Source organism: Anaerobacillus sp. ABD4_527, from assembly GCF_056160805.1.
Genome location: NZ_JBSWXZ010000002.1, coordinates 703869 through 727948, shown reverse-complemented (window position 1 = coordinate 727948; position 24080 = coordinate 703869). Strand labels below are relative to the sequence as shown.

Annotated in this window: 28 protein-coding genes and 1 pseudogene; 2 read left to right on the top strand and 27 right to left on the bottom strand. The window is 43.6% G+C overall.

Features of this window, described 5'->3' with window-relative positions:
• Window positions 1-61 precede the first annotated feature (61 nt).
• A complete protein-coding gene (locus tag ACXAHI_RS15985) occupies window positions 62-226 on the bottom strand; it encodes a Flp family type IVb pilin (protein ID WP_474849523.1) in 165 nt (54 codons plus the stop codon).
• Window positions 227-561: 335 nt separating this feature from the next.
• Here ACXAHI_RS15985 and ACXAHI_RS15980 point away from each other — a divergent pair, with 335 nt between their 5' ends.
• A complete protein-coding gene (locus ACXAHI_RS15980) occupies window positions 562-960 on the top strand; it encodes a DUF192 domain-containing protein (RefSeq protein WP_474849521.1) in 399 nt (132 codons plus the stop codon).
• 53 nt (window positions 961-1013) lie between these two features.
• On the opposite strand, the gene ACXAHI_RS15975 is transcribed toward ACXAHI_RS15980, so the two are convergent.
• The 16 genes and pseudogenes from ACXAHI_RS15975 to ACXAHI_RS15900 all read right to left on the bottom strand — a co-directional run bounded on the left by ACXAHI_RS15975 (window position 1014) and on the right by ACXAHI_RS15900 (window position 13704).
• The gene (locus ACXAHI_RS15975; protein ID WP_474849519.1) at window positions 1014-2093 is read right to left on the bottom strand and encodes an AI-2E family transporter; all 1080 of its coding nucleotides are present in this window, start codon (window positions 2091-2093) and stop codon (window positions 1014-1016) included.
• A gap of 73 nt (window positions 2094-2166) precedes the next feature.
• Window positions 2167-2736: a nucleotidyltransferase family protein gene (locus ACXAHI_RS15970; RefSeq protein ID WP_474849517.1), complete on the bottom strand. Its 570-nt coding sequence runs from the start codon at window positions 2734-2736 to the stop codon at window positions 2167-2169.
• A 118-nt stretch (window positions 2737-2854) separates the two neighbouring features.
• Window positions 2855-4189: an FAD-binding oxidoreductase gene (locus ACXAHI_RS15965; RefSeq protein ID WP_474849515.1), complete on the bottom strand. Its 1335-nt coding sequence runs from the start codon at window positions 4187-4189 to the stop codon at window positions 2855-2857.
• A 120-nt stretch (window positions 4190-4309) separates the two neighbouring features.
• Window positions 4310-5350, bottom strand: coding sequence for a zinc-binding dehydrogenase (locus ACXAHI_RS15960; RefSeq protein WP_474849513.1), 1041 nt, complete (start codon window positions 5348-5350; stop codon window positions 4310-4312).
• A 138-nt stretch (window positions 5351-5488) separates the two neighbouring features.
• Entirely contained in the window at window positions 5489-6046 is a 558-nt protein-coding gene (locus ACXAHI_RS15955; RefSeq protein WP_474849511.1) for an MEDS domain-containing protein, read from the bottom strand.
• A gap of 303 nt (window positions 6047-6349) precedes the next feature.
• On the bottom strand, window positions 6350-7054 hold the full coding sequence (locus ACXAHI_RS15950) for an alpha/beta hydrolase family protein (RefSeq protein WP_474849509.1): 705 nt from the start codon (window positions 7052-7054) through the stop codon (window positions 6350-6352).
• Window positions 7055-7191: 137 nt separating this feature from the next.
• Window positions 7192-7392, bottom strand: a complete 201-nt coding sequence (locus tag ACXAHI_RS15945) for a hypothetical protein (protein WP_474849507.1) — start codon at window positions 7390-7392, stop codon at window positions 7192-7194.
• A gap of 23 nt (window positions 7393-7415) precedes the next feature.
• A complete protein-coding gene (locus ACXAHI_RS15940; RefSeq protein WP_474849505.1) occupies window positions 7416-7991 on the bottom strand; it encodes a histidine phosphatase family protein in 576 nt (191 codons plus the stop codon).
• Between the two features lie 35 nt (window positions 7992-8026).
• On the bottom strand, window positions 8027-9022 hold the full coding sequence (locus ACXAHI_RS15935; protein WP_474849503.1) for a serine hydrolase domain-containing protein: 996 nt from the start codon (window positions 9020-9022) through the stop codon (window positions 8027-8029).
• A 140-nt stretch (window positions 9023-9162) separates the two neighbouring features.
• Window positions 9163-9714 (bottom strand): DUF4269 domain-containing protein, encoded by a 552-nt coding sequence (locus tag ACXAHI_RS15930; protein ID WP_474849502.1) that lies wholly within the window; start codon window positions 9712-9714, stop codon window positions 9163-9165.
• Window positions 9707-10453 carry an SDR family NAD(P)-dependent oxidoreductase gene (locus ACXAHI_RS15925; RefSeq protein ID WP_474849501.1) on the bottom strand — a complete coding sequence of 249 codons (747 nt, stop codon included), beginning with the start codon at window positions 10451-10453 and terminating at the stop codon, window positions 9707-9709. Before ACXAHI_RS15925 ends, ACXAHI_RS15930 begins: the two co-directional genes overlap by 8 nt.
• Before the next feature lie 28 nt (window positions 10454-10481).
• The gene (locus ACXAHI_RS15920) at window positions 10482-11063 is read right to left on the bottom strand and encodes a sugar O-acetyltransferase (protein WP_474849500.1); all 582 of its coding nucleotides are present in this window, start codon (window positions 11061-11063) and stop codon (window positions 10482-10484) included.
• 58 nt (window positions 11064-11121) lie between these two features.
• Window positions 11122-11473 (bottom strand): annotated as a pseudogene (locus ACXAHI_RS15915) (VOC family protein).
• 16 nt (window positions 11474-11489) lie between these two features.
• Window positions 11490-11834 (bottom strand): VOC family protein, encoded by a 345-nt coding sequence (locus ACXAHI_RS15910; RefSeq protein ID WP_474849498.1) that lies wholly within the window; start codon window positions 11832-11834, stop codon window positions 11490-11492.
• A complete protein-coding gene (locus tag ACXAHI_RS15905) occupies window positions 11834-12643 on the bottom strand; it encodes an aminoglycoside adenylyltransferase domain-containing protein (RefSeq protein ID WP_474849496.1) in 810 nt (269 codons plus the stop codon). The genes ACXAHI_RS15910 and ACXAHI_RS15905 overlap by 1 nt, the downstream gene beginning before the upstream one ends.
• A gap of 125 nt (window positions 12644-12768) precedes the next feature.
• Window positions 12769-13704: a sigma-70 family RNA polymerase sigma factor gene (locus ACXAHI_RS15900; RefSeq protein ID WP_474849494.1), complete on the bottom strand. Its 936-nt coding sequence runs from the start codon at window positions 13702-13704 to the stop codon at window positions 12769-12771.
• A gap of 244 nt (window positions 13705-13948) precedes the next feature.
• Between ACXAHI_RS15900 and ACXAHI_RS15895 the strand changes: the two genes are divergently transcribed.
• Window positions 13949-15316 (top strand): LuxE/PaaK family acyltransferase, encoded by a 1368-nt coding sequence (locus ACXAHI_RS15895; protein WP_474849492.1) that lies wholly within the window; start codon window positions 13949-13951, stop codon window positions 15314-15316.
• A 48-nt stretch (window positions 15317-15364) separates the two neighbouring features.
• Here ACXAHI_RS15895 and ACXAHI_RS15890 read toward each other — a convergent pair whose 3' ends face one another.
• From ACXAHI_RS15890 to ACXAHI_RS15845, 10 genes are all read right to left on the bottom strand, one after another.
• The gene (locus ACXAHI_RS15890; protein WP_474849490.1) at window positions 15365-15736 is read right to left on the bottom strand and encodes an iron chaperone; all 372 of its coding nucleotides are present in this window, start codon (window positions 15734-15736) and stop codon (window positions 15365-15367) included.
• 24 nt (window positions 15737-15760) lie between these two features.
• Complete coding sequence (locus ACXAHI_RS15885; RefSeq protein ID WP_474849488.1) at window positions 15761-16318, bottom strand: DJ-1/PfpI family protein; 558 nt, start codon at window positions 16316-16318, stop codon at window positions 15761-15763.
• A 4-nt stretch (window positions 16319-16322) separates the two neighbouring features.
• Complete coding sequence (locus ACXAHI_RS15880) at window positions 16323-17570, bottom strand: SecD/SecF family protein translocase subunit (protein WP_474849486.1); 1248 nt, start codon at window positions 17568-17570, stop codon at window positions 16323-16325.
• 18 nt (window positions 17571-17588) lie between these two features.
• Window positions 17589-18404 carry a hypothetical protein gene (locus ACXAHI_RS15875; RefSeq protein WP_474849484.1) on the bottom strand — a complete coding sequence of 272 codons (816 nt, stop codon included), beginning with the start codon at window positions 18402-18404 and terminating at the stop codon, window positions 17589-17591.
• A gap of 350 nt (window positions 18405-18754) precedes the next feature.
• Window positions 18755-19384 carry a DUF6944 family repetitive protein gene (locus tag ACXAHI_RS15870; RefSeq protein WP_474849482.1) on the bottom strand — a complete coding sequence of 210 codons (630 nt, stop codon included), beginning with the start codon at window positions 19382-19384 and terminating at the stop codon, window positions 18755-18757.
• Window positions 19385-19494: 110 nt separating this feature from the next.
• On the bottom strand, window positions 19495-20403 hold the full coding sequence (locus tag ACXAHI_RS15865; RefSeq protein ID WP_474849480.1) for a glycine betaine ABC transporter substrate-binding protein: 909 nt from the start codon (window positions 20401-20403) through the stop codon (window positions 19495-19497).
• A 24-nt stretch (window positions 20404-20427) separates the two neighbouring features.
• On the bottom strand, window positions 20428-21165 hold the full coding sequence (locus tag ACXAHI_RS15860) for an ABC transporter permease (RefSeq protein WP_270181340.1): 738 nt from the start codon (window positions 21163-21165) through the stop codon (window positions 20428-20430).
• 4 nt (window positions 21166-21169) lie between these two features.
• A complete protein-coding gene (locus ACXAHI_RS15855) occupies window positions 21170-22162 on the bottom strand; it encodes an ABC transporter ATP-binding protein (protein WP_474849478.1) in 993 nt (330 codons plus the stop codon).
• A gap of 16 nt (window positions 22163-22178) precedes the next feature.
• A complete protein-coding gene (locus tag ACXAHI_RS15850) occupies window positions 22179-22832 on the bottom strand; it encodes an ABC transporter permease (protein WP_270181338.1) in 654 nt (217 codons plus the stop codon).
• Window positions 22833-23197: 365 nt separating this feature from the next.
• Entirely contained in the window at window positions 23198-24049 is an 852-nt protein-coding gene (locus tag ACXAHI_RS15845; RefSeq protein ID WP_474849476.1) for an arylamine N-acetyltransferase, read from the bottom strand.
• Window positions 24050-24080 lie beyond the last annotated feature (31 nt).

Sequence of the window (24080 nt, the reverse complement as noted above, 5' to 3'; positions counted from 1 at the left end):
ATCTCTCCTTTTAAATTTAGCCCCACTTGTTTAGAGTGGGGCTAGTGAAACTCGATCAAATTTATTTAAGTGCCGTTGTAACTTTTTTAATCAAGACTTCAACTTGGTCACCAAGTGCTGTAAACGCGCCAACCGCTACGATCGCTACCCCTGCAAGAATCAACCCATACTCGGCCATCCCTTGACCTTCTTCTTCTCTAACGAACGCTGCCATCTTCTTTAACATTTGATTTCCTCCCTATTTGGTTGTTTTATTTTGTGAGATACGTATGTCTACAAATGAATTGAATTTCAGTAAGTATGCTTTAGAGACCTTGAAAGAAAGTAATAACATAGCACGACGAAGCAGTTACGCTATCCTCATTTCAAACCCCCTTTTACTAGTGAACGTCAGTATCCGTTTACGATCGTTCATTATAGTGTTCGATTCTGAGTTTTTGTTCTTTTTAAAGAACTATCTGTACTTTTATTGTAGTTCTCAATAACGAATTTGTAAACCTATTTTTTAATTTTAATTGTAAATGTTTGAGAATAATAGAAAGTCGTTACAAACCGTTGTGAATGCTTACACCTTGTTATATAGTAGATTTAACACGATCTTCAGGAGGTATGAAGAACATGAGAGAACTCTCCAAATGTATGATATATAGAACACTCCCTCATACGATTACGTTCGCTGACTCATTCGGAACACGGTTTAGAGGTTTGATGTTTCGTAAAAAACCTCTCGACTTAGAAGGTCTGCTGATCACACCGTGTAACGCCATCCATATGTGCTTCATGACCTTTTCCATCGATGCTGTTTTTCTTAACAGCGAGAATAAAGTCATTAAACTCATACCCAATTTAACGCCATGGCGTCTTACCATGCCAGTTAAAGGAGCACGTTCAGTTCTTGAACTTCCTGCAGGAGCTATATCAGAGTATAAACTCAAGGTGAACGATCACCTTAAGTTCTAGTTTAACGATAAATAAAAAGATCGGTATAGCGCTATGCACTACACCGATCTTCATCACTCACTAATCTCTCGCATCTGCCTCAGACGATACAACTCATATATGTTTTTGATGATTACTTTTAAAACAGAATAAAACGGAATCGCAATCAGCATTCCGATAAATCCATACAGCGCTCCCGCAACGATCAACAGTAGGATGATCGTTAGTGGATGGATGTTCAGCCTGCTGCCTAATACGAGCGGTGCGACTAAGTTCCCTTCAAGCTGCTGCACGATGACGAGTGCCACGAGCACTGAAAAAGCCATCATTGGGTCTTGCGTTAGAGCGATGACAAGTGCCGGGATAACCCCGATGATCGGCCCGAAGAACGGCACGACTGCTGTAAGGGTAACGAACATTCCGAGAATCAGCGCATAAGGAAGGCCTAGTATTAAATAGGCGATATACATAAGAACACCATCGACGACTGCCACGATAACTTGACCTGTAATGTAAGCTGCCACCGTATCATCGATGTTCTGTAAAATCTTCTTCCCTTCTTCTTGATGATGGCCAGGAACGAACTTCAACAAGTAAGGGATCAGCTTGTGATCATCTTTTAGAAAATAAAAGAGAACGAAAGGTACGACGATCAGCACTGTTGTCGCACCTGTAAGGGTAGAAACAATTTGGGTGATGTTATCTCCAAAATTTTGTGTAATGTCTCCAAGAAAACTTGTTGCTTTATGTCTCAGATTCCCAACTGACACCATGCCCATATCGTTTTTCTCAATCGCTTTTTGAGCCTCACCAGCTGAATTCTCTAGCTTTTTAGGCAGGTCTTTCATAATACTTTTCGCTTGATCCGCAATTGTTTGAGCTAATAACTTAAACCCTATGTATAAGAGTCCACCGATCGATGCAAAGACGAGCAAGATCGCCGCAAGATTCGGAACGAACGGGATTTTTCGAACGAGTCGAACGACCGGTTTAAGAATGTAATAGAAAAATCCTGCGATCAGCACTGGGTAAAAAAGCGTGCTGATGATTGTGATGACCGGCTTCACAAACTCTAATTCAGCAAGAAAAAAGAATAAGATAAGTACAAGTATCGCACCAGTCATATATTTAAAAAAATTATGTTTTAGCCACATCGTCAAAACTCCTCTACGTAAAAGTAATAGCTTTTACTATATTCCACAAGAAGGAGTCTTCATAACAGGGAATTTAAGTTTTTCCATAAGTAACGTCTAGCAGAGGCCATTTAGAAATCCAATTTTTCTTACGAAGGCGTTCTTCATAAATCCAACTACGCTCGTTATTTAAGAAAGCTGGGGTTGGACGCAGTTTCATGTGAAGGACATCATCTAATCCGTGAGGGGCAGCAATGACTAAGCAGTCTTCTTCATCAAGTTTTAACCCAAGCGAAGTGGCTGTCTCAGGAAACTTTGAGATGGCATCAATTGAGGAACGATAGGGTGCCACGTCGTTTAACACGTGCATTCTTGCCTGGTTTTTCACCGACCAAGGCACGTCTTTAACGATCTCGTAAAGCTGTTTCTCTAGCATTACTTCTTCACCCTCGTCAATATGAAACTTGTCAAAATAAATGACGTCCACATCCGGTAGCTTCGTGGCTTCTTCATAGCCGTGCTGAACATCCCAGATCTTCGAACGCACAAACCCAGCACATACCCACCAATCTGGAAGGTTAAGTGATTTTGCCGCTTTCAAAATTTCCATCATCTTATAATCTCTTTTGACACTAGTCAGCAAGTCTTCTTCCGTAGTTAACATCTTAACTCCCCCTTTGCTTGATGCCGCCGCAGACTGTCTACTTTACCAAACCAATTATTTCAAAATGACTAAGGAACCACAATGGTTAATAAAAAAGCACTCTCAAACGAGAGTACTTTTAATATGGAGGGATGCTTTGTTGAAAGCGAAACACGTTAAACGGATCCACTTCTGTCTTGATCTTTCGTAAGCGGTGAACGTTTTCCCCGTAGTAAGCCCGCTGCCAATCTCGAATCGTTTCATCTGGCCAGTTCACATAGTCACCTTCCGTATACCGTCTCATTTGCTTCCTTAACGCGACTACCCATTGGACGTTATCCCTTGCTTCTTCTTTTTTCGTCCACGTTGTGTTATATTCTTGTGCAATAATCGCATCTCGGTGGTAAAATGCCGAGTCAGCAGGAGGGATATCAGAAACAGCACCACCTAGTGACTGCTGCCAAATCACCGCATCCTCATTCGGCGCATGTTCGAGGAATCGTTTCATAATCGAAATGCCCCGCTCCGGAATAGGCTTATACACGAAAGAGCCAGACCTTTTGAAGAATGACTGCTTATTTCCTGCAGGGTCGTTAAAATAATTGAACGCCTTATTAAAAGGAAGGGAACCAACCTGGACTTTACTTGGCTTATTGTCCTTTAGCAGTGGTTTGATCAGCTCGATCAACCGTTTCTTGGACCCTAAGAACTGACCTTCAGAGCGAATGATATTCTTACTTTTCGCATGAAGTTCTAGCGTCGAGGTTAACTTATGATCAGTGGTCGGAGCCCAGTTTTGCCATGTTTCGAATACGTCTTCGAGCTGATCGAACTCCCACTCGATTTTGAAAACGGAGACGTTGTCGATCGGGTGGGTTCGAAAAGTAAACGATGTGACAATACCAAAACTCCCGCCGCCTCCACCGCAGCAAGCCCAAAACAAATCGCTATGCTGATCTCTTGTTGCCTCAATGATTTCAGCACCTTTCTCGCCCTTTGGCACCACCATTCTAATACGCTCTACATGGTCACACGTCAATCCATACTCTCTCGACAAATACCCAATCCCGCCTCCTAGCGTTAATCCAGAAACACCTACACTAAACTCTGTTCCACCAGGTAGTGCCAGCCCATATTTCCATAGCGTGTTGTACACTTTTCCTAAATCCGCTCCAGCACATACCTTCGCTGTCTTGGTAGGCACAGACACCGATATCTCGTTCAACTCACTTATGTCGATCACTAATCCACCATCTAGGTTCGAAAAGTTTTGATAGCTATGTCTTCCGCTCCTTACTCGAAAAGGAAGCCCTTTTTCACGAGCAAATGTTAAGGCATGTAAGACATCCTTTTCCTCCTGACAAAATACGATTGCACCAGGAAATTTCGATTGATACAGGTTCAGGTTTTCCCTTGCTTTGTCATACGCTGGATCACCAGGTAACACGACCCGTCCGGTTAATTCAGTCGCCATCCTCTCGCCCACCTTTTCTTATTCATACAGCAGTGTATGTGGGCGGAAGACGTTGGGTAGCTTCTGTATAAAAAAAGTGCTAAAAAAAGACCCGCCTATTCGGACGGGTCGAAATAAGGATCATTCCTCTGGCAGTAAAACGATTTTTCCTAACTTACCAGCATTCTTAAAGTACGTCTGTGCTTCTCTCGCTGCATCAAGTGGAAACGTACGATCGATGACAGGCTGGACCTTTCCTTCTGAAATGGCAGTTAACATCTTCTCAAACTCAGCACGCGTTCCAAGTACGGATCCGTAAAGCGTAATGTGTTTTAAATAGAGCGTACGAAAATCAAGCTCAGTCTTCTGTCCACCAGCAGAACCTGACGTACAAAACTTTCCGCCTTTTTTCAACACTTGTAGCGACGTTGCGAAGAGCGCGTCTCCAACAACGTCTAGAACAGCGTCGATCGGGCCGCCATTCGCATCGAGTATGTCTTGTGCAAGGGTTTCAGACTTATAAGAAAGCACGTGGGTCGCTCCAAGCTCCTTCATGCGTTCTTCTAGTTGGAGGTCACCGACGATCGCAACGACTTTTGCACCAAAAACGTTCGCTGCAATCTGTACATTTAAGGATCCTACTCCACCGTTCGCACCTGTAACCATGATCGTCTCTCCAGGCTTCGGTTGGATTTGTTCCACCATGTGCCACGCCGTCATCCCACTTACGGAGAACACAGCACTTTCAATATAGTTTGATAGCGGCATATCAAAACAAAGGTCTGCGGGCCACACAACGTATTCGGCATAGCCACCATCGTATTCCGAACCGATGAAAGACATGTCTTCAGAAATATGTTCCGCTCCTTCTTCCCCACTCGAAGTGAAAGGAAAGAGAACGACATTCCTACCTTTCATCGCACCATCGACACTCGCTCCAACTTTTACAACCTGACCCGTAATATCGGATCCTGGCGTACGTGGGAATTGTACCCCTTCAGGACGCCAGCCGGACTTTGATCCCGTTCCATATGCACCTTCTCGCATCCAGATCTCTGTATTGTTGATCGCGCAAGCTTTTACTTTTACTAACACTTCATGATCCTTTGGTTCTGGGATCGGTACCTCCGCAATCTGTAGCTTATCAACATCACCGTACCCTGTTACTTGAACAGCTTTCATTTTTTCCTCACCTTTCTCATTATGTAGTCATGTTACAAATAAAAAAAGAGCCTGAGCTCTTCATAGTCTTTCACAGTGTGAAACATTATATCATTCGTTTTCCTTATTAACACGGAAGTTGCTTCAAGCAGCCAAGTGTTATACCTGATATTGCTTCGACGTTATAAATTCTTCTTCCATCAGCACGTACGGGTGAGTTTCCATTAGAATATCGATGAGATAATCTGGCATCCGTTCATCTTCATATGCACAGATGAGCGGAAACGAGTATTGATGCACAGCGCGATCCACGATTCTCTCGAAATCTTCTATTAAATGCAGCGGTTCTTCCATCGATGCCCACTCAACGTGCGCCCACGACCTGAACGAAACATTATTCTCCACAAAAGGTTCTACGGATTTTTGAAAGTGCTCTTCAATTGCTGGAGGATGATAGCTGCCGCTTGAAAAGTAAAAATCAAAGTTGTTGATCCGGTGGACGTATGATCTGTCTTCTTCCGTTAACAGTCTGGAAAGTTCTTTCTCGATGAGACGATAAACAGGTTCATTTTCAATCAGGATCACATGTTCACCCGCTTCGATACCATCTTTGATAAAATCGAGCACCTGTTTAACATAATTCGATCTTCCCTGGTAGGCGTAGAGCACATGAACGCACCGTTTGTCCTCAAACAACCGATTCATTTCACTTTTCAATACATCACCCCTCTAGTTTATTTAAGACTTTCTTACTACGAGGACGTTGCTCACTTAAAGGATTAGACAAGAAAAGAGCGAATCCTTTATTTGATTTGCTCTTTTCCTAAATTGCTCCTATTTAACTATGCAATTTGCTTTTTCTGCATGACGTTAATCGTCATAAATGCGAACACGAGCCCAAGGACACTCATCCACAAAATAGCGATGAACGGATAGAGAATGGGTTGTCCAAAGGCATTGATCGCATTGAAAGTTTTTATGCATAAAAAGGAACCCCTTTAAGGAGTTCCTTAAACCAATTTAAACCTTATGTAACCACGCTAGCACATCGTGTACCATTTCATCTGTGAATTCATGTCCAACATCAGGATAACGACGGAATTCCGCATGACTTCTATTCTCTTCCACCACTTTTCGAAAGTAATCTTCCTGCCCACATATTGGAACGATCTCATCACATTCACCATGAAGAAGTAGAGTTGGCGTTAAGGTACACCCTTGCTCAATCGGATCATAATGTTTCAATACTTTCAAAAGGTTATTCGGGATCTCCCCTCGGCCATCACGCTTCCGGAATATGGTTTCAGACCGTACGAATGAACCTGAGCCATTCACACTTATGAGTCCTCCTACCGAGTGCTTACTCGCAATCCCATTCACAATAAAGCCACCCATCGAGCTTCCGAGGAGAACGACGTCTTCCCTTTTCTCATCGATTGACTGAAGAAGCTTTGGAAATTCGTCAATGCTATGGAAGATCGTTTTCCAAAAGTACGACTGCATAATGTCCGGTTGAAAATGATTGGCAAAGGGGCCTCGAGAATCGTGGTAGATCAGCTCTGGCATGACGACTGAAAAGCCTTCCTCAGAAAGGGTTTCTGCTACATCCAGCAAGCCTTCCACCTTGCTCCCCCATCCGTGATACAAGACGATTGTTTTGGATGGTTTTAATTTAGTAGTTGCTATATAATAAGGCAAATGTTTATTCTCAATGCGTTTCACCATTTTTTCACTCCACTATGCAAAAAACGACGCTAAAGGCAAAAACAGATGCCGCCATCGTTAACAAGGCATATCCTTTGGATTATTTTTCCACTCAGAAATATCTGTTGTGAACATATAGATCACCTCATTTTAAACGGTCACTCTTGCTTTCTCGCAAACATTTTAATGATGGAACGATTTTGGATCGAATAAGCCATAAGGGATACAATTACCGCAATAACTACAGCTTTTCCTACATGTTCAAAAATTGAAGAAATAGACCGACTGCCATAATCTCCGAATAGTAGAAATAAAATAAATGGATAGCCGAACCACTTACTAGAAAGAATTTTTCTCAAAAACACCCCTCCCAAACTAACCACTATGATAAGTGCTTGATGCAATTGAATAGTGAGTTGTGCCAACCTTGACCTGCTCTTTCAATGATTGAAAGTGACGTGTTGTCGATTAACGCATGAGTGTACTCTTCAGGAAATAAATGTTCGAGCGTGATTCCGATCCAAGCCCCGTGGCTCACGACGAGAACTCTTTTTCCCTGATGATCCTTCGCTACCTCTTCTAAAAATGCGTTCCCTCTGATTGCTACATCTGATCGCTCTTCCATCCCGAGGTCTTGATCACGCCAATTCTCACCCCATTTTTCCACTCTTTCATCCTCAGTCGTTCCTTCGATATCACCACAATTTATTTCTCTAATCCACTCTTGCTCGATCAGTGGCTTGTTCAGCTTCGAAGCGATTATCTGCGCCGTTTCCTTTGCCCTCATAAGGTCACTCGTGATGATAACATCCCATGGTTCTTCCTGTGAGAGTCTCTCAGCGAGCGCTAACGCCTGCTTTCTTCCTTCTTCGTTCAAAGGCACATTCGCATGTCCCTGCGCTTTTCCTAACGTATTCCATTCTGTTACGCCGTGTCTTACTAGCCCTACTGTTGGCATGATATCCTCCTCTAACTTTCTTATTATGTATTCCTTTACCTGTTAAACGCATCTGCTACAAGATTACTAAACTCTTTTAAATAGTATAAGTAGTTTTCACCACCATAGTTATACCGCTTACTGTACATCTTCGCGACAACGACATCGTATTCAGGAATGACGAGAAGCGTCGGTCCTGTTACACCAAGAATTTGATAAGACCCGCTAGGAACACGGCTGCCTAGCTCACTCCGTTCACGCGGAACGTCTTGAACGTACCAGAAAAAGCCATTCTGCGGTAGTTCCTTATCAGTGTAAGGTGGATTTTGAATAGTCGTTGCCAGATCAATTACCTCTTCTGGCACGACTTGTTTCCCATTCACACTTCCTCTGTTTAGAAGAAGATTACCCCACTCTGCAAACTCTCTAGTGTTTACGAAGAGATTTTTATCTAGACCATCTTCTACTGTCCCTAATGCACGTTCCCCTTCTTGATTAGGATCTACGATCACCCTGACGAGGTCCTCGGCATCCGAAACCTCCCACCGTGTCTTCGTAAAATTAAGTGGTTCAAAGACTCGTTCTTTTAAGAGTTCAGGGAAGGATCTACCGTAAAGACGGTGGATGAGCTTTGTCATCATGACAACATTGATGTTTCGATAAGCCCAGTTTTCTCCAGGTTCGAACTCTCTGTATACGTTACCATCTGCGTCCTCATCTAGGCCATGTGAATGTGTAACGAGATGCCGAATGGTTGTTGCGCCGAGCAACTCAGGATCTAACTCTGAGAAGTAGTCTCTTGCAAAATCATCTAAACTCGTAATCTTTCCATCATAGACAGCAAACGCAACAGCAAGACCAAGATAGCTTTTCCTTGCAGATGCGACGTTGAACCGTGAATGCTGATCGACCTTACGAGCACCGTTCGTGTTGTTGTGTGTCCCACTATAATGTTCGAATAGAATTTCGTTGTTTCTAATAATAAGAAGTGAAGCAGCTGTACTAGCATTTTTGTTCTTAATGTCTTCAACCCATGAAAGAAGCTCATTCATGGTACCTGTCACCACCCGTTTTTTGCGATATATTGTCGAAGAATCTCCACCATAATTTTAGCATAAAATTCCATATGAAACTCTCGATTCTCAAAGAAAAGAAGGAGGTATCTCCCCTCCTTCTTGCTTAAAGCAATCGTTTAGATTATTTCAAACTCTTTACCATAGTCAATCATCCCTTCGTACGGATCACCTTCAATTCCAAGCAATCTACAAAAAGCTGGCTCTGTTTTGTATCCTTGTTTTTTAAGGTGGACCACACTTTCCCTCAAACCCGGTTGCTTCTTCATAAGCTCATACTCGATCACCATGTGAAGATACGCATATTGGTTATGTACTCGTTCCGCTTGTCCGAACAGTTCAAATTCGAACCCTTGAAACCAAAAATTCGCTTTAATGATGGCTTTCCCTCTGATCGTCGTTCTCTTTAATCTGAAGTCATCATTCGCCCCATATAATTCTGTAACTCTCCACTCGAACTCTTCAGCATCATTCACTTCGAACACAATATCAAGATCGGAATCTTCGAGGTCGATCCCGATCGGAATGGTTCCACATAGTACTGGATGAAATGCTTTTAGATCCTCCATAATCCCTAATTCATCGATTGCACGATAAGCGCTTCTTTGCTTCTCACTGCCAAATTTCATCGAAGAAAGAAAGCTGCGGCCGACCGATTCTGTACTACACATTCGCAGATCCTAGCGTCATGCCCCCATCCACAACAATTTCAGTTCCTGTGCAATAAGAGCTTTCGTCTGAAGCAAGAAAGGCAACAGCTCTTGCGATCTCGATAGGCTGGCCGATTCGACCAAGAGGAATCGATTCATAGAAAGATGGTACACCTTGCCCCTGTGTTGCCATTTCGGTTTCCACTCCACCTGGGTGGATCATGTTCACGCGAATTCCTTTAGGCCCTACTTCGATGGCTGCTGCTTTTGACATGGCTACAACAGCCGCTTTTGTCGCAGCATAGGCAGTGGACTTCCCGATCGGTGCAAACGCAGAGATCGAGACGTTGTTAATGATCGATCCTTTCTGCTGTTTTTCCATTAAAGGTAGAGCTGCCTGCATGCCGAGAAATACACCGAGCTGGTTTACATTGATGAGTTCCTGGTAGTCTTCAACGGTTATTTCTTGAAACGCTTTTCGTTTTAGGACGCCAGCATTGTTCACGAGAGCATCTAACTTCCCGAACTTTTCTTCTATCTCAGCCATAGCCTCCTTCCATTGTTGTTCACTCGTAACATCTAGCTGTATCGGGTAAGCTCGTTCCTCACCTAGCTCATCACAAACGGCCTTTGCACTTTCAAAGTTTCGGGCCGCGACAACAACTGTTGCACCGATCGTTACGAGGTGCTCCGCAATCGCTCGCCCCTGACCTCTGTTGGCGCCTGTGATAAGGATAATTTGGTTCTTTAAATCTGGCATAGTACCCCTCTTTCTTTCGTGGTACCTGTCACCACCCGCTATTTGTCGAACGGTGGGGCACCTCTCTTATCTTCTTCGCTGGATTTCCTCCAACGACTACGTTGTCTGGAACGTCTTTTGTTACGACTGCTCCGGAAGCGATGACAACATTATCTCCAACCGTAACTCCTGGATTAATGATGGCACCTCCTCCAATCCACACGTTATCACCGAAGATGATTGGTTTTCCATATTCTTTTCCAGAATTACGTTCGACTGGATCTAGAGGATGCGTCGCACCATAAATGTGAACCCCTGGCCCTAACATACAATTATCTCCAAAACGCACCTCACAAATATCAAGAATCACACAATCAAAATTCATAAAGAAATTTTCTCCAACGTGTATATTGTACCCATAATCACATTTAAACCTTGGTTCAATGCCCACGTTTTCCTTCGTAGAACCAAATAGTTCTTTTATTAGCCGTGAGCGCTCTTTGTGATCTGTTTCAATCGTTTGATTATACAATCTCGTCATTCGACGAGCATGAAGGCGATCGATAATTAGTTCTTCGTCACCTGGATTGTACAGTTCTCCGTCTAGCATCTTTTGTTTTTCTGTCTTCATCACTTTACCTCCATATTAATCAAATAAATGCAGCATTCTACTTAACTGGTAAACTCCATCATACATTAGCATGACAAAGAATATTGAGCATCTTTCCAAAAGGATCCCTTACGAAGAAACGCCTGACTCCCCATGGCTCGTCTACTGGACCATGCTCAAACTCCCGCTTCTTTCATCACCCAAAGTGCTTCCTCTAGATCATCCACTTCAATAGAAAGATCTGGAGTAGGAATATTGGAACCTCCATCTATAGCTGCATTGATTTGCACCGACATTTTCTCCTCTGAACCATACGTCGCGATCCAACCAAGATTCATCACTTCATCGAGACCGAGTAGATCTCCGTAAAACGCCTTTGCTTTCGCCAAATCATACGCTTCAATATTGGCTACAATCCGTTTAACTTGCATTTCGCCCCACTCCTTTTTACTCCCAGAAACAAACTTGCATTCGATTTCCATCAAGGTCATAAAGGTCGAAAAACGTATTCACTTCATCACGCTGCAGCTCGCTTACCTCAACACCTCGACTCTTAAAAGTTTCATAAGTCTCTGTAATCGCTGATGTGAAGAAGATCGGATAGTTCTGGTGCTTAGATTTAGACGGTTCACCTTCCTCAATCGTGATTGGAACGCTACTATCACCCACACTTAAAATGCGATACCCATCATCACGAAAGGTCTCTTTCAAACCTAGATTCTTTTGATACCACTCACTTGCTCGCTCAACATCACGTACTCTTAAACAAAACGTATCGATTCGTTCGAGCATCACATGCCCTCCTTATAGTTAATCAAACTCTTAACTCTTGGCCGAAAATATTCTCTCACTGCTGAAAGTTCGCTTCTCTCAAAGTAACGCTCTTTCAAACCTGTATAATTTTCGTAGGCCTTTTCGATCGTTCTCCCGATATCTACAGTAAACTCATTCCTGCCCCAGATCCCTGCTTCTTGTTTTGATGAGATCACTCCATCGAGTAAGTACCGATAAACGCGTACGATATTTAGCACACAGTACACTGGATTTTCCTCTATGTCATCTAGACAGTCATCATAATCATATAGAATAGAAGCGACATAGTCTTTGGACGGAATCATAGGGAAAAGCTCATTGATCGGAGGTCCCTCAATACTGACCCCTCTGGAGTTTAAAATTGTGAGGTGTGCAGCTAGATCAGGGTCCTCTCCTTTCAAGTCTGCAATGTACTGGATATCTTCATGTTGTATTGCAAACTCATATCGCTCACGCCAGTCCTCACTATAGTGAAACTCATAAAAACACGGATGCTTCCATACTCGTAAATGCTCTAGTGTGAGAATACTAATTTCAATTGGATATGGGTTGTTTGAAGCCTTTAAGAGGTATGTTGCTAGCTTCTCGTTCTCTTTAATTGTTAACTCTCTTTTCGTTACAACAAGAATATCAACATCGCTTCTCGCCGGATTGAACCCACCCATGGCGAGAGAACCATGAATATAAAAGCCAACAAAGCCATCCTTTAAAATGACTTTCATTTCTTCTACTATGTTTCTTACAAACTCTTTCACGTCGTTTGAACAGTTATCCCAGCTATCACTCATATCACATCTCCTATTTCGGTACTCATTTCCTTCTCTAAAACACGTTCAACAAAATCAACAAAAAACCTGCCCGCTCTCGTTCGACAATCATCGAGCAAAAGCGGGCGGTACCAGGCACCTTCCCTTTACCAATCTGCAGCTGGCTTATTCACCTGTGGCGGAAATCCTAGCTCCTTCGCTGCAGCAACAATCATTTCTTTCCTGAAGTAGAAGCTACGGTGGTATACGATCTTATCATTTTCAACCTCTTGATATTGAATATCATGTATTTTCGGTTCATCGTCTCCATCATAAAAGACCACGATAACCGGCTTCTCCCATAGTATTAACGGTTCTGCTCGGAAACCAGGCAACCCAAATTGCATAGACCCAGAACGCATCTCGCTCTTTGAATATTCTTGAAACCCTAAACCTACATCGCTTTGCGCATCTTCACTAAAGAGGCTTAATACAGCATCAACGTCTCCATCGGTTAGCGCCTTCAAGTATTTCTTAATCACTGGATTGTTATGGTCAACGTTTTCCTTACTGCGCTTTTCTAAGCTGGATTCGCGCAATTTTTCTTTCATCCGTCTCACACTCGCATACACAGCTCCAGGCGTTGTTCGAACGATTCCCGAAACTTCTTTCGCACTGAAAGAAAAAACTTCTTTTAGTAAGAACGCAGCAGACTCTCTTGGAGTGAAAAGCTCTGCTAAATGCGTCAGCGCTTCTTCCACTTCTAATCGATCTGAAAACTCCTCGGTAGGCATGTCCCCTTCTTCTAATGTTCCAACGATTCGCTTTTGCTTCCGACAGTGGTCGATCCACGTCGTTGTTGCGACACGGTAAAGATATGAATTAGGATTGGTTGGATGCCACCTTTGATAAAGTCCACCGAATGCTTTCACCATCGTTTCCTGGAATAGATCTTCTCCATCCCACGGTGACCCTGTAATATAATGGCAGTAGTTCCATAGATCTTGTTTGTACTCTTCGATCAATCCATCGAATTCAGACTTTAAATCACGGTTCCTCTCAGTAAAGGTCTGTAGATCCTTTTCCTTCTGATACCTTTCCATCGAATCCTCCTTAGAATGTTTTCATTATGTATAACGTATGAGCACACGAAAATTATACAAAACTCAGTGCCTGGTACCGCCCGCAATTTGTCGAATGCATGAAGACAACGACTTTCGAACTATTTCCAATTTATTGGTGTCTAAATTTTCAAAATAAATTGACAGCGCTTCCATAAAGGACTACCTTAAATATAACGCACAATACATACGCCGTGAAAAAACTCTCATATAAGGAGATGGAGAAATGGCTATTTACTCAGAGTGTGAAGGTTGGAAATCAGCTGAGATGGAAACACATCAGGTCAAAGGTTTACAGAAAACTGTCGATCATGCATTTCAAAACGTCCCTTTTTACCGCGATTCATTCATGGAAGCTCATATCACCCCAGAAGATATCCAAACATTAGACGATCTACGTCGTCTCCCATTCACGCAGAAACATCACCTTAGAGAAAACTACCCGTTCAATCTACTAGCAAGTCCAATGGAAGACATCGTCCGGATCCATGCTTCCTCAGGAACAAGCGGAAAGCCTACGGTAGTCGCTTATACGAAGAACGATCTAGAGAGCTGGGGAGAAATCGTCGCTCGAGCGATCGCGTTAGCAGGCGGTCGAAAAGGCGATATTCTTCATAATGCTTATGGATATGGACTCTTTACGGGAGGCCTCGGATTGCATGTTGGATCAGAAAAACTAGGCTGTGCGACCGTTCCCGTATCTGGCGGAAACACCGTAAAGCAGATCTCACTCATCCAAGACTTTAAACCGAGGATCATTTGTTGTACGCCATCCTACTTGTTAAGTATCGGTGAAGCGATGATTCAACAAGGAATCGACCCTGCTTCGACTTCGCTAGAAATCGCAATACTAGGTGCCGAACCATGGTCAGAAGGGATGAGGAGTCAGATTGAGCGAATGTTCGACCTTAAAGCGACTGACATTTATGGTCTCAGTGAAGTGATCGGCCCAGGCGTTGCACAAGAATGCGTAGATTGTCAGGATGGCCTTCACATTGCTGACGACCACTTTCTCGTTGAAGTGATTGACCCAAATACGCTAGAGCCTGTTGAAGACGGCCAAGACGGTGAGCTTGTGTTTACCAGCCTTACAAAAGAAGCGTTACCAACGATCCGTTACCGAACTGGAGATATCGCTTCGATAACCCGCGAGCCTTGTGAATGTGGTAGGACGACGACGAGAATGAGCCGGGTAAAAGGCAGAATCGATGACATGCTGATTATTCGTGGCGTGAACGTCTTCCCATCTGAGATCGAACGATTCATCTGTAGCCTTAATGAACTGGTGCCTCACTACCAAATTCACCTTCATAAGAAAGGTCCTATGGATCACGTGGAACTCCATGTCGAGGTATCAGAACAATTCTATAAGTCTCTTAATGATCAAACCTTCAGCCACCCAGCTGCACAGGAGCTAACGTCAAGAATCGCGTTGATGGTGAAAACCGAAGCACTCGTCTCGATGGAAGTCTTCTTAAAAGAACCGTCGGCTCTTCCCCGCTCTGAAGGAAAAGCAAAGCGAGTCTTTGACCACCGCACAGCTACGGTGACAGGTACCACCCGGATTAGCTCGAATGCTGTCGAACAGAACTAGGTATACAAAAAGACGTCTGCTCATAAAGCAGGCGTCTCTTCAACACAGTCACTTCCTCCAAAAGCTCGTACATTCCGCTTTATCACGAATATTAAACGAGATCATCTTCTCAAGGAGCCCATAATCCACCGGTTTGTTCCACGGAATTCGCAAGAGCTCTTTTGTGGCATCATATCCAGCTGCTGCGATTTCATCAGCGAAACGCTCCATCACGACCCGCTCCGGTGCGACCGACATGTGCTTCTTCGCCTTACTAAAAGCGATAATAAACGTGCCGTGATCGGTATACATCGGCTCGTTCCATGCAACCCTTCGCTCTAGGTTCGGATACCTCTCCTCAACCCAATCGAACACTTCATTCATTCGAGCCCGATGCTCAGGATCTTCGATTTTGCTAAGATAGTCTTCAAACGTTTCCACTCCGTTCCCTCCTCTACTAAAGCGCTACCCTCTCAGCTGATTCTTAAAGAACAAGACCGTTTCCAATTCATCTTCACGATCCTCAAACAGATCAAGCTGTTTTGCGACTGCTACCGAAAATTCTATGTACGCATTTCCTTCAGCGGTAATTAAGTTTTCACAAACCGTTACATCAGCTTTGCTTTTGTTTGCAACGATAAGGATCGTCGGAAACTCTTCTATTTCAATGGAAGTCGAATACTCCCTATCTCCTAACACTGAACTTGCGCCGAGGAATGTTGAAGCTCCGCATATCGCCGCGATCCACTTCTTTTTCTCATCAAAACTCTGGATAAGGTTCAAAAACTTCTCTTCCTCTAAAAGTGGCTCTGGATCACCACCAGGGATGACTAAGATGTCATAATCATCAGGTGAACACTCGCTCACGGTCTTGCTAACACGTACATTGAACTTCCCGCTATTCGTCACTTCACGGTATAGAGCGGTGGTCTCGATATCGACGTCCGTTTCACTAAAGATATAGCTAAGCGTACTGATTTCCCATTCTACATAGCCATCATACAGTAAAAATAATGCCTTCATCTCTTCAACCCTTTCTATTACTTCTCTCATACCACTCTACGATTCTCGCCTCACCAATCATATAGAGTAGCAGTCTTAACAGTGCATAACAGGTTAAGAAGCCAGCAACAATCGAGATGAATAGCATGACCGCAAACCCTTTTACAGCGCCAACACCAAAGATAAACAGTCCACAAGCAGCAAGTGCGGTCGTTACTTGTGCATCCCCAATCGTTGTAAAGGAACGGTTCGAGGCTTCCATCACGAGCGTTTCGAACGAAGCTCCCTCTCTCTTGATTTCCCGCAAACGCTCAAACGTTAAAATCGACGCATCGACCGCCATCCCGAGGCCAAGAATAAACGCTGCCAACCCTGTAAGCGTGAGCACGCCTTCTAAGAATACAAAGATGGCGAACGTCAAATAGAGGTAGCATACCATGCAAAGAACGGAAATCACTCCCAGATAACGGTACTTCCAAACCATATACAAAAAGATCAAGAGTATCGCGATTCCACATGACAGCATCGTATTGTTCAGTGCTTTCTCACCGAGTTGACTTCCAACAGAGCGAGAGTAGATCTCTTCGATCGGCGCAGGTAAGTCACCTGTACTGAGTACTTTCTCAAGTTTATCCGCCTCTTCGTTTGTAAAATCACTCGAGAGCGCAACCCCGTCGTAAGCCCACGCCATTGATACAGCACCATCAAAGATAACGTTAGGGTGAGACGCGCTGTAAGATTCTCCTTTTACATAATCGAGCCAAAGGACAAGCGTCTCTCCCTCGTACTTCTCTGTAATGCGCTGCATATCTACATCTTCACGAAACTTGATGGTGACCTGAGGTGGTTCACCCTCTGTCACCTCAACGATTTTAATAGAAGAAAACTCTTCTGAAGATAGGATAAGATCGTTATCCGTATCCCGAATCGTGATGTTCCCTCCGATCGATAAGATGTCACGCGCCTCGTTCTGATCCTGCACGCCAGGGAGCTGAACGCGAATGCGTTCTTCATCTTCGACTTGGATTACCGGTTCACTTATTCCTAATAAATTGACGCGATCTCGCATAATCGATGCGGTCTGCTTTACTAGTTTCTCTTTTTCGACGCTTCTTCCTTCAAACGGATCCTGAACTTCATAAAGAATTTCAAATCCACCCTGCAGATCGAGCCCTAGTTTGAGCTCTTCTGCGATCGGTTTCCATGTAGCAAGGATGAATGAGAAGATGAGGATAATTGTAAGACACGTTGAGATCACCCAGCTTTTCTTCATTAAAGTAGCCGCTCCATCTTATCGCCCCTTAAAACTCCGCTCCATAAAAATAAAGCCTATGAAGCTTAGTAAGCGAATTTTATCTCGTTCTGAAAGCCGATTTGAGACCTCAACGATATCATTGTCCATATCCTTAAAAATCTTTGTATACTCATGCGGAAACCGACCATTGTAAAAATATGCCCACCGATGTCCTTCCTCATCTTTTAAATGAAAATCTCCAGAGAACCCAGCAACTTTTACCTGTAAAATGACAGATCCATTCTCATCCTTTAATTCTCCATTCAGATTAACCAAACTCTTAAACTCTTCTTGTTCATATGTACCGATCACCTGATCTTCATGATCATAAATCGTGACCTTTGTTTTCTTAAACCCTTCCCGCCTGAAAGAGAATACCTTTTTACCTTCGTTCGATAAAAAAGCGACCCGATGTGGAATGAGGGAAAGCATCGAAGACTGAAAAAGAGCGATAGGGTATAGCCACCACTTTACATCGATTAACTGATAATCTCCTATGAAACTCCCATCTTTTTCAAACGAAAGAAGCCTAGGAAACATAGCAGCATCTTGCTTTAAAACAAGGTGATCACACGCGAGAAGGGATGAATGCGCTTGGGGGAAATCTACTCCTTTCACCTCGTTATATTTCTTACGACTGTTTAATGCGATGAAGACGAGGAAGAGAATTGGAAGTAACAACACGAGCATTTCTGCCCACTCACCGTTCGTCTTCGGCAAATTAAAAGCAAGAAAAACACCGCTAAAAACAGTGACAACAATCAAACCTAAATACGCGTATTTTTCTCTACGCTTAAACATCTCTGCAATCAAAAAAACACCTCCGGTCACAGCTTTCTGTTGATCAACACATACACGCTCGTTAAGAGAAACACCATCGCACTTCCAATCACAATCCCCTCATAAATAAGGTAAAATGAAGATGAAACCTATCGGGAGGAGTAACCATCCTCCTACTACCATTCCTAGCAGCGACTTGTCCTTATGTATTTGCCATTAAGCCCTGAAGGTATGTTTGCTTCTTCACTCCGACCAAATATGAAAAGAATAAAAAGCCCAACTCGATCACGAATAGCTCCACTAAACCACCTCCAGAACTAGCGCTACTACTATGTACGAACTTTAAACGCATGAAGTTCCATATATTCTCAGAAAATCATTACCTACAAATAATAATAGCCGCTATTCCAGTCATAAAATGACCGCGGTCGATTGTATTCTTTCGTATACCCGATTGCAGAAAGCGCTGCACCAGCTGTTTGGCCATAGCTTCCGATCGCGATCAGCTGCTGTCCTACCTTATCTTTTCCTTTCGTTATATACACGAGGCCAATTGCCTCGATCGCCACAGAAATCGATTGCACCCTCTGACCTGCTGCAATGAGCGCCGCATAATCAGAATCTAGTAAACTAGAACTTTGCGCTTCAAAGCTCGCCCCGATCGATTGGATGACGTCACCAAGAATATCGATTTTTAGTCCTTCCTCCACTTCATCATTGAGTACGATCGTTCCGCCGACTACGTTTGCAATATTCCCAGCTGCCTGAAACCAATCTCCTACAATTCCAAGCGTTTCTTCCTCAGTTTCTTGGATTTTCGTTTGACCGATTGCTTGGAGGGAATTTCCCGTCGCTTCGACTGCGTTACCTAGAATATAAAGTTCGCTGCTGACTCGTTCATCTTCTTCACTTTTATCCATAGCAGCAACCGTGTTGCCGATCGCTGCCACCGCTGCCCCGATCGTTTGAATCCATGCCCCTGTAACGATTAATCCTTCGCCGTTCCCCTCCATTCTACACACACTCCTCACCTTCTTTATCTTATTCTAGGAAAACGAACGCGTAACAGCTTTCCCCCATCTCATAAAAAAGGTGACAGACGCTGATGTCTGCCACCTACTCCCTATTCCTCTAGCAAGCCGTTTTCCACAAGCCAATCGTGTGCAACGATCGAAACAGGGTTTCCTTCAATATCCACTTTGTAGTTCAACTCACGCATGATGTCGCTGTTTAATTCTTCAGCTAGTGGTGCAGTAATTTCCTCGATCTCTGGGTATTTTTCATAGATTTCTTTATTGATCGTTAGAGCTGCTCGGTACGGCGGGAAGAAGTTCTTATCATCTTTTAATGTAACCAAGCCATACTTTACGATCGTCGGATCTGTTTCATAAGCAACCGAGAGATCAACCTGCCCATTATCCAGCGCTCGTTGCGTTAATCCAATGTCCATCTGCTTGATTTGACTAGAATCAAATTCAAACCCATACGTTTTTTCTACGCCAGGGATACCGTCCGGTCGGTTTGCGAATTCTGCATCTGAAGCGATTGAAAGCTCTCCTGGGTTCTCATTGATATACGCTGCGAGATCACTGATCGATTCGATTCCGAGTTCTTTTGCCTTCTCTTCTTTCATCGCAATCGCGTACGTATTGTTCACGTTAGACATGTTGGTCCACTCGATCTCATTCTTCTTATCGAGTTCTTTTACCTTATCGAACGCCTTAACTGGATCAGAGATCTTATCTTGTCCCATGTACGTGATGAGGGCTGTTCCGGTATATTCCCACATCAAATCGACCTGTTCGTTTTCGAGTGCCTTTCGAACAACCGAGCTTCCAAGGTTGTTCATCTGCTTCACATCAAACCCCTCTTTCTCCAATAGGAACGTCGTCATTTCAGAAAGAAGGTACTGTTCAGTAAAGTTCTTACCCCCAACAGAAACTTGCTTCCCACCGATTCCGAGTGTGGAGCAAGAGGTCAGCATCGAAATGATCGCGACGATAAGGACGCTGCTCATTAATTTTCTTTTCATAAAAAACACCTCCTGTCATAACCGTTACAATTCTTGCGGTGGACGAGATCCTTCTGGCACGATTCGTCGCTCGAGTAGACGCAGTAAGTAGTCAACAAAAATGGCGAGTAGCGTAACAGGAATCGCCCCTGATATTAAGTAGCCGTTATCGAAAAGTTGAATTCCAGTGAAGATCCAAACGCCAAGACCTCCGCCTCCAACAACATAGGCAAGGGCTGCCGTACCGATGTTCAATACGATCGCTGTTCTTACACCAGCTAAAATCGAGTACGCCGCATTTGGAAGTTCGATTCTTAAAAGAATTTGAAGGGGCTTCATCCCCATCCCTCTTGCAGCATCGATTAAATTCTCATCGATCGAGTCGATGCCAGCTACTGTATTTCGATACATCGGTAACAGCGAATAAACGAACAGGGCGAAAACCGCTGTTTGAAATCCGATACCAAGAATACTGATCATCAAAGCGAGTACAGCGAGACTCGGAATCGTCTGACCGAGGTTCACCGTATTTGAAACGATCCACTCAGCTCGTCGAAAGCTTTTCCTCGTAACAAGAATGCCAACAGGGATCGCTACGATCAATGCAAGTCCAGATGATAGCAAGACAAGCTGCATATGCTGCTTCACAAGTAATAGAAACGTCGATGTTTCACTGAAAATATAGCCAAAATAATTGTTACTGATCGCGTAGAAAAAGAACAAAGCGACCAGTCCATAAACAGAATAGCGAACGATCTGACTAATAACCTTCTTCTTATTCATACCATCACCCTTTCTCTACCAGGGCCGGCTTCGCTTTGATCTCGAAGTGTAGATACTTCTGCACGATATCGATCGTGATCGCACCGAGCTTAGTTCCTTCATCATCGACAACGATCACCTGATCTGCTTCCTGGTTTAATAGCATCGAGAGCGTATTGCGAAGGTCATGGTTCACGTTGATCGTGATCGTATCCGTGATGCTCTCATCAAACTCCGCAAGTCCGATGATGTCTTGCAGCTCACGGATGGTATGAAGACTCAAGCTCTTGATCGCACGGTCCTTTCCAAAAAATTCTCGAACGAATTCACTCTTCGGTCGAACGAGCATTTCGGATGGTGTGTCGTACTGCATGAGCTCGCCTCCACGTAGTAACACGATTTTATCCGCCATTCTGATCGCTTCATCGATATCATGACTAACGAAGAGAATCGTTTTCTTCACTTCGTTTTGAATCTGTAGAAATTCATCTTGAATCTTTTCACGAATGATCGGATCGAGCGCACCGAACGGTTCATCCATGAGCATAACGGGAGGATCTGCAGCGAGCGCACGGATAACGCCGATTCGCTGTTGCTGTCCACCAGAGAGTTCATGCGGGTAACGTTTACCGAACTTCTCACTATCCATGCTGATCATGTTCATCAACTTTTTAAATCGTTCTTTTTTATCCTTTTTGCTCCATCCTAGAAGGTCTGGAACGATCATGACGTTTTCTTCGATTGTCATGTTCGGGAACAATCCGTTACTTTGAATCACGTACCCGATCTTTCTTCGTAATTCGATCGAATCTAGTGACATCGAATCTTCCCCATCGATCATGATCTTCCCATCAGATATCGATTCCAGACGGTTTACCATCCGGAGTAGCGTTGTTTTCCCACACCCAGATGGTCCGAGCAACACAACGATTTCTCCTTTTTCAACTGTAAAATCCACACCTTTAACAGCAGTGACGCCGCCATCGTATGTTTTCGTCGTTTTATCGAAAGTTATCATCTCTGCACCTCACTCTTTAATTCGCAATGCTTTTTGGTGTGTACCTTTTTTGAATCCACATCAAGAATCCATCTGCGATCATTGCTAATATCGCTACTGCAACAGACCCAGTTATGATTAAGTAATTATCTCCACGCGTGATTCCCTGCGTGATCAGAACGCCGAGACCACCTGCCCCGATATAAGCTGCGATTACACCGATCCCAATATTGATTACGACTGCCGTTCGAATACCTGCCATAATGACAGGGAAAGCGTTCGGTATTTCGACGCGAAACAGCCTCTGAATCGGCTTCATCCCAAGCCCGATCGCTGCATCTCTCATCTCAGGATCTACGTTACGGATTGCGGTATATGTATTCCGTATAATGGGTAGCTGCGCGTATAACACTAGCGCAACGAAAGCTGGCACGAATCCAATACCAAGGTTCACAATCGAAAAGATCGGAATCATAACGCCGAATAGCGCGATACTCGGGATCGTCAACATGACTGACGCAATCTGAAGAACCGTCTCGGCCAGATAATCATTCGTTGTTAAATAAATGCCAAGAGGAACTCCGATCAATAGTGCAACAAGGATCGCTGCTCCGACCAAGATGGCATGTTCTATCGTTAAATCAAAGATTCGCGGCGCATTAATCTCAAGAAACTTCAACCATTTATCCAATATAATCCCTCCTCAACCTTTTATTCCCTAAAAATGCAACAGGTACCATGTTAACATAATAACTGTAATTCGTCTTCTTTCCCAAGAATACGCTCATTCTAGAACGTAAAAAAGCACATTCCTAAGCTTGGAATGTGCTTTCCTAATCAACTTGTTAAATCCGCTAATAACACGATTAAAAGAGAAGAGGTTACTCCTCTTCACCCTCACTCATGTCCCACTTTTGTCCTGACTTCCCCATGTAATAAAGGAAGCCTGCAGATGATAGGATCGTTAAAAGAGCAATAATAAATCCCACCGCATTCCCTCCTTTCATGCAGTGTTTACCGTATATTTTACCACATTATGGTATCTACCGAAACTTCTTAAACTTTCGTTGCGTTCTCTCTATTAAAAATATCGACTCCTAATTCACCTAAAACATCGATCGCTTCTTTTACAGGAAGGTTAGGGAGGTTAAATTCTTTCTCCATGATTTTCTTAACTTCTTTTGACGTGTTCAAAACGACTTCTTCCACACGCTGATCGTTATACTTGATCGACAGCTTGTTGTTGATGAGTGAAAGCGTACGGTTTTGTTCTAACTGATAGTGGTGACAGCGTAAATGTGTAAGGAAGAAAGCACCAGGTTTATTGGATTGAGCAACCGTTTCAGTAAACTCTCCAAACTCCTTCCCTTCATCAGGCTTGAAGTCCCAGTCATCTTTCACAACCTTGCCATGTCGATAGCGTACGAATCGATAAAAGCCTTCTTGGTTCAAATCCGGCACAATTCTAATTTCCTCGATATCATATGCGGTCAGGTTATCATGATTCTTCTCAAAGTTAACCGGCTTGAAAAAAGGAGAGGCAGAACCAAAATCCGCATACCACCTTTCTCCATCGAGCTCGATGATAATGCCGATATGAGAAGAACCTAACTGTACATGATAGCCTTCGAATCCTAACTCGTTTAATAGCGTTAAGGCATGAGAATTGTTGGTGTAACACGTGCCGCCATAATCGAACTGAAACATGTTTTCTACGTATACGTCGATCGGCGGAATATGAAAACCATTTTTCTCAAAATCTCTCAAATAAAGAAGCTTACTAATGTTTTCAAAGGGGACAGCGTTTAGATGTGCACGACACACTCTTTCAAGAAAAGGTAATGTAGGCGGCTCCTGTTCGACCCCTAATCGTTCTAGATATCTCTGTGCCCAATATGGTAACGTCATCGTACTCCTCCTCTCTATCTTCTATCTTATT

What these genes read in the sequence shown, in the direction of transcription:
- ACXAHI_RS15985 (WP_474849523.1), bottom strand. Translation starts at nt 226, where the DNA reads ATGTTAAAGAAGATGGCAGCGTTCGTTAGAGAAGAAGAAGGTCAAGGG.
- ACXAHI_RS15980 (WP_474849521.1), top strand. Translation starts at nt 562, where the DNA reads ATGCTTACACCTTGTTATATAGTAGATTTAACACGATCTTCAGGAGGT.
- ACXAHI_RS15975 (WP_474849519.1), bottom strand. Translation starts at nt 2,093, where the DNA reads ATGTGGCTAAAACATAATTTTTTTAAATATATGACTGGTGCGATACTT.
- ACXAHI_RS15970 (WP_474849517.1), bottom strand. Translation starts at nt 2,736, where the DNA reads ATGTTAACTACGGAAGAAGACTTGCTGACTAGTGTCAAAAGAGATTAT.
- ACXAHI_RS15965 (WP_474849515.1), bottom strand. Translation starts at nt 4,189, where the DNA reads ATGGCGACTGAATTAACCGGACGGGTCGTGTTACCTGGTGATCCAGCG.
- ACXAHI_RS15960 (WP_474849513.1), bottom strand. Translation starts at nt 5,350, where the DNA reads ATGAAAGCTGTTCAAGTAACAGGGTACGGTGATGTTGATAAGCTACAG.
- ACXAHI_RS15950 (WP_474849509.1), bottom strand. Translation starts at nt 7,054, where the DNA reads ATGGTGAAACGCATTGAGAATAAACATTTGCCTTATTATATAGCAACT.
- ACXAHI_RS15940 (WP_474849505.1), bottom strand. Translation starts at nt 7,991, where the DNA reads ATGCCAACAGTAGGGCTAGTAAGACACGGCGTAACAGAATGGAATACG.
- ACXAHI_RS15935 (WP_474849503.1), bottom strand. Translation starts at nt 9,022, where the DNA reads ATGAATGAGCTTCTTTCATGGGTTGAAGACATTAAGAACAAAAATGCT.
- ACXAHI_RS15930 (WP_474849502.1), bottom strand. Translation starts at nt 9,714, where the DNA reads ATGTGTAGTACAGAATCGGTCGGCCGCAGCTTTCTTTCTTCGATGAAA.
- ACXAHI_RS15925 (WP_474849501.1), bottom strand. Translation starts at nt 10,453, where the DNA reads ATGCCAGATTTAAAGAACCAAATTATCCTTATCACAGGCGCCAACAGA.
- ACXAHI_RS15920 (WP_474849500.1), bottom strand. Translation starts at nt 11,063, where the DNA reads ATGAAGACAGAAAAACAAAAGATGCTAGACGGAGAACTGTACAATCCA.
- ACXAHI_RS15910 (WP_474849498.1), bottom strand. Translation starts at nt 11,834, where the DNA reads ATGCTCGAACGAATCGATACGTTTTGTTTAAGAGTACGTGATGTTGAG.
- ACXAHI_RS15905 (WP_474849496.1), bottom strand. Translation starts at nt 12,643, where the DNA reads ATGAGTGATAGCTGGGATAACTGTTCAAACGACGTGAAAGAGTTTGTA.
- ACXAHI_RS15900 (WP_474849494.1), bottom strand. Translation starts at nt 13,704, where the DNA reads ATGGAAAGGTATCAGAAGGAAAAGGATCTACAGACCTTTACTGAGAGG.
- ACXAHI_RS15895 (WP_474849492.1), top strand. Translation starts at nt 13,949, where the DNA reads ATGGCTATTTACTCAGAGTGTGAAGGTTGGAAATCAGCTGAGATGGAA.
- ACXAHI_RS15885 (WP_474849488.1), bottom strand. Translation starts at nt 16,318, where the DNA reads ATGAAGGCATTATTTTTACTGTATGATGGCTATGTAGAATGGGAAATC.
- ACXAHI_RS15880 (WP_474849486.1), bottom strand. Translation starts at nt 17,570, where the DNA reads ATGAAGAAAAGCTGGGTGATCTCAACGTGTCTTACAATTATCCTCATC.
- ACXAHI_RS15870 (WP_474849482.1), bottom strand. Translation starts at nt 19,384, where the DNA reads ATGGAGGGGAACGGCGAAGGATTAATCGTTACAGGGGCATGGATTCAA.
- ACXAHI_RS15865 (WP_474849480.1), bottom strand. Translation starts at nt 20,403, where the DNA reads ATGAAAAGAAAATTAATGAGCAGCGTCCTTATCGTCGCGATCATTTCG.
- ACXAHI_RS15860 (WP_270181340.1), bottom strand. Translation starts at nt 21,165, where the DNA reads ATGAATAAGAAGAAGGTTATTAGTCAGATCGTTCGCTATTCTGTTTAT.
- ACXAHI_RS15855 (WP_474849478.1), bottom strand. Translation starts at nt 22,162, where the DNA reads ATGATAACTTTCGATAAAACGACGAAAACATACGATGGCGGCGTCACT.
- ACXAHI_RS15845 (WP_474849476.1), bottom strand. Translation starts at nt 24,049, where the DNA reads ATGACGTTACCATATTGGGCACAGAGATATCTAGAACGATTAGGGGTC.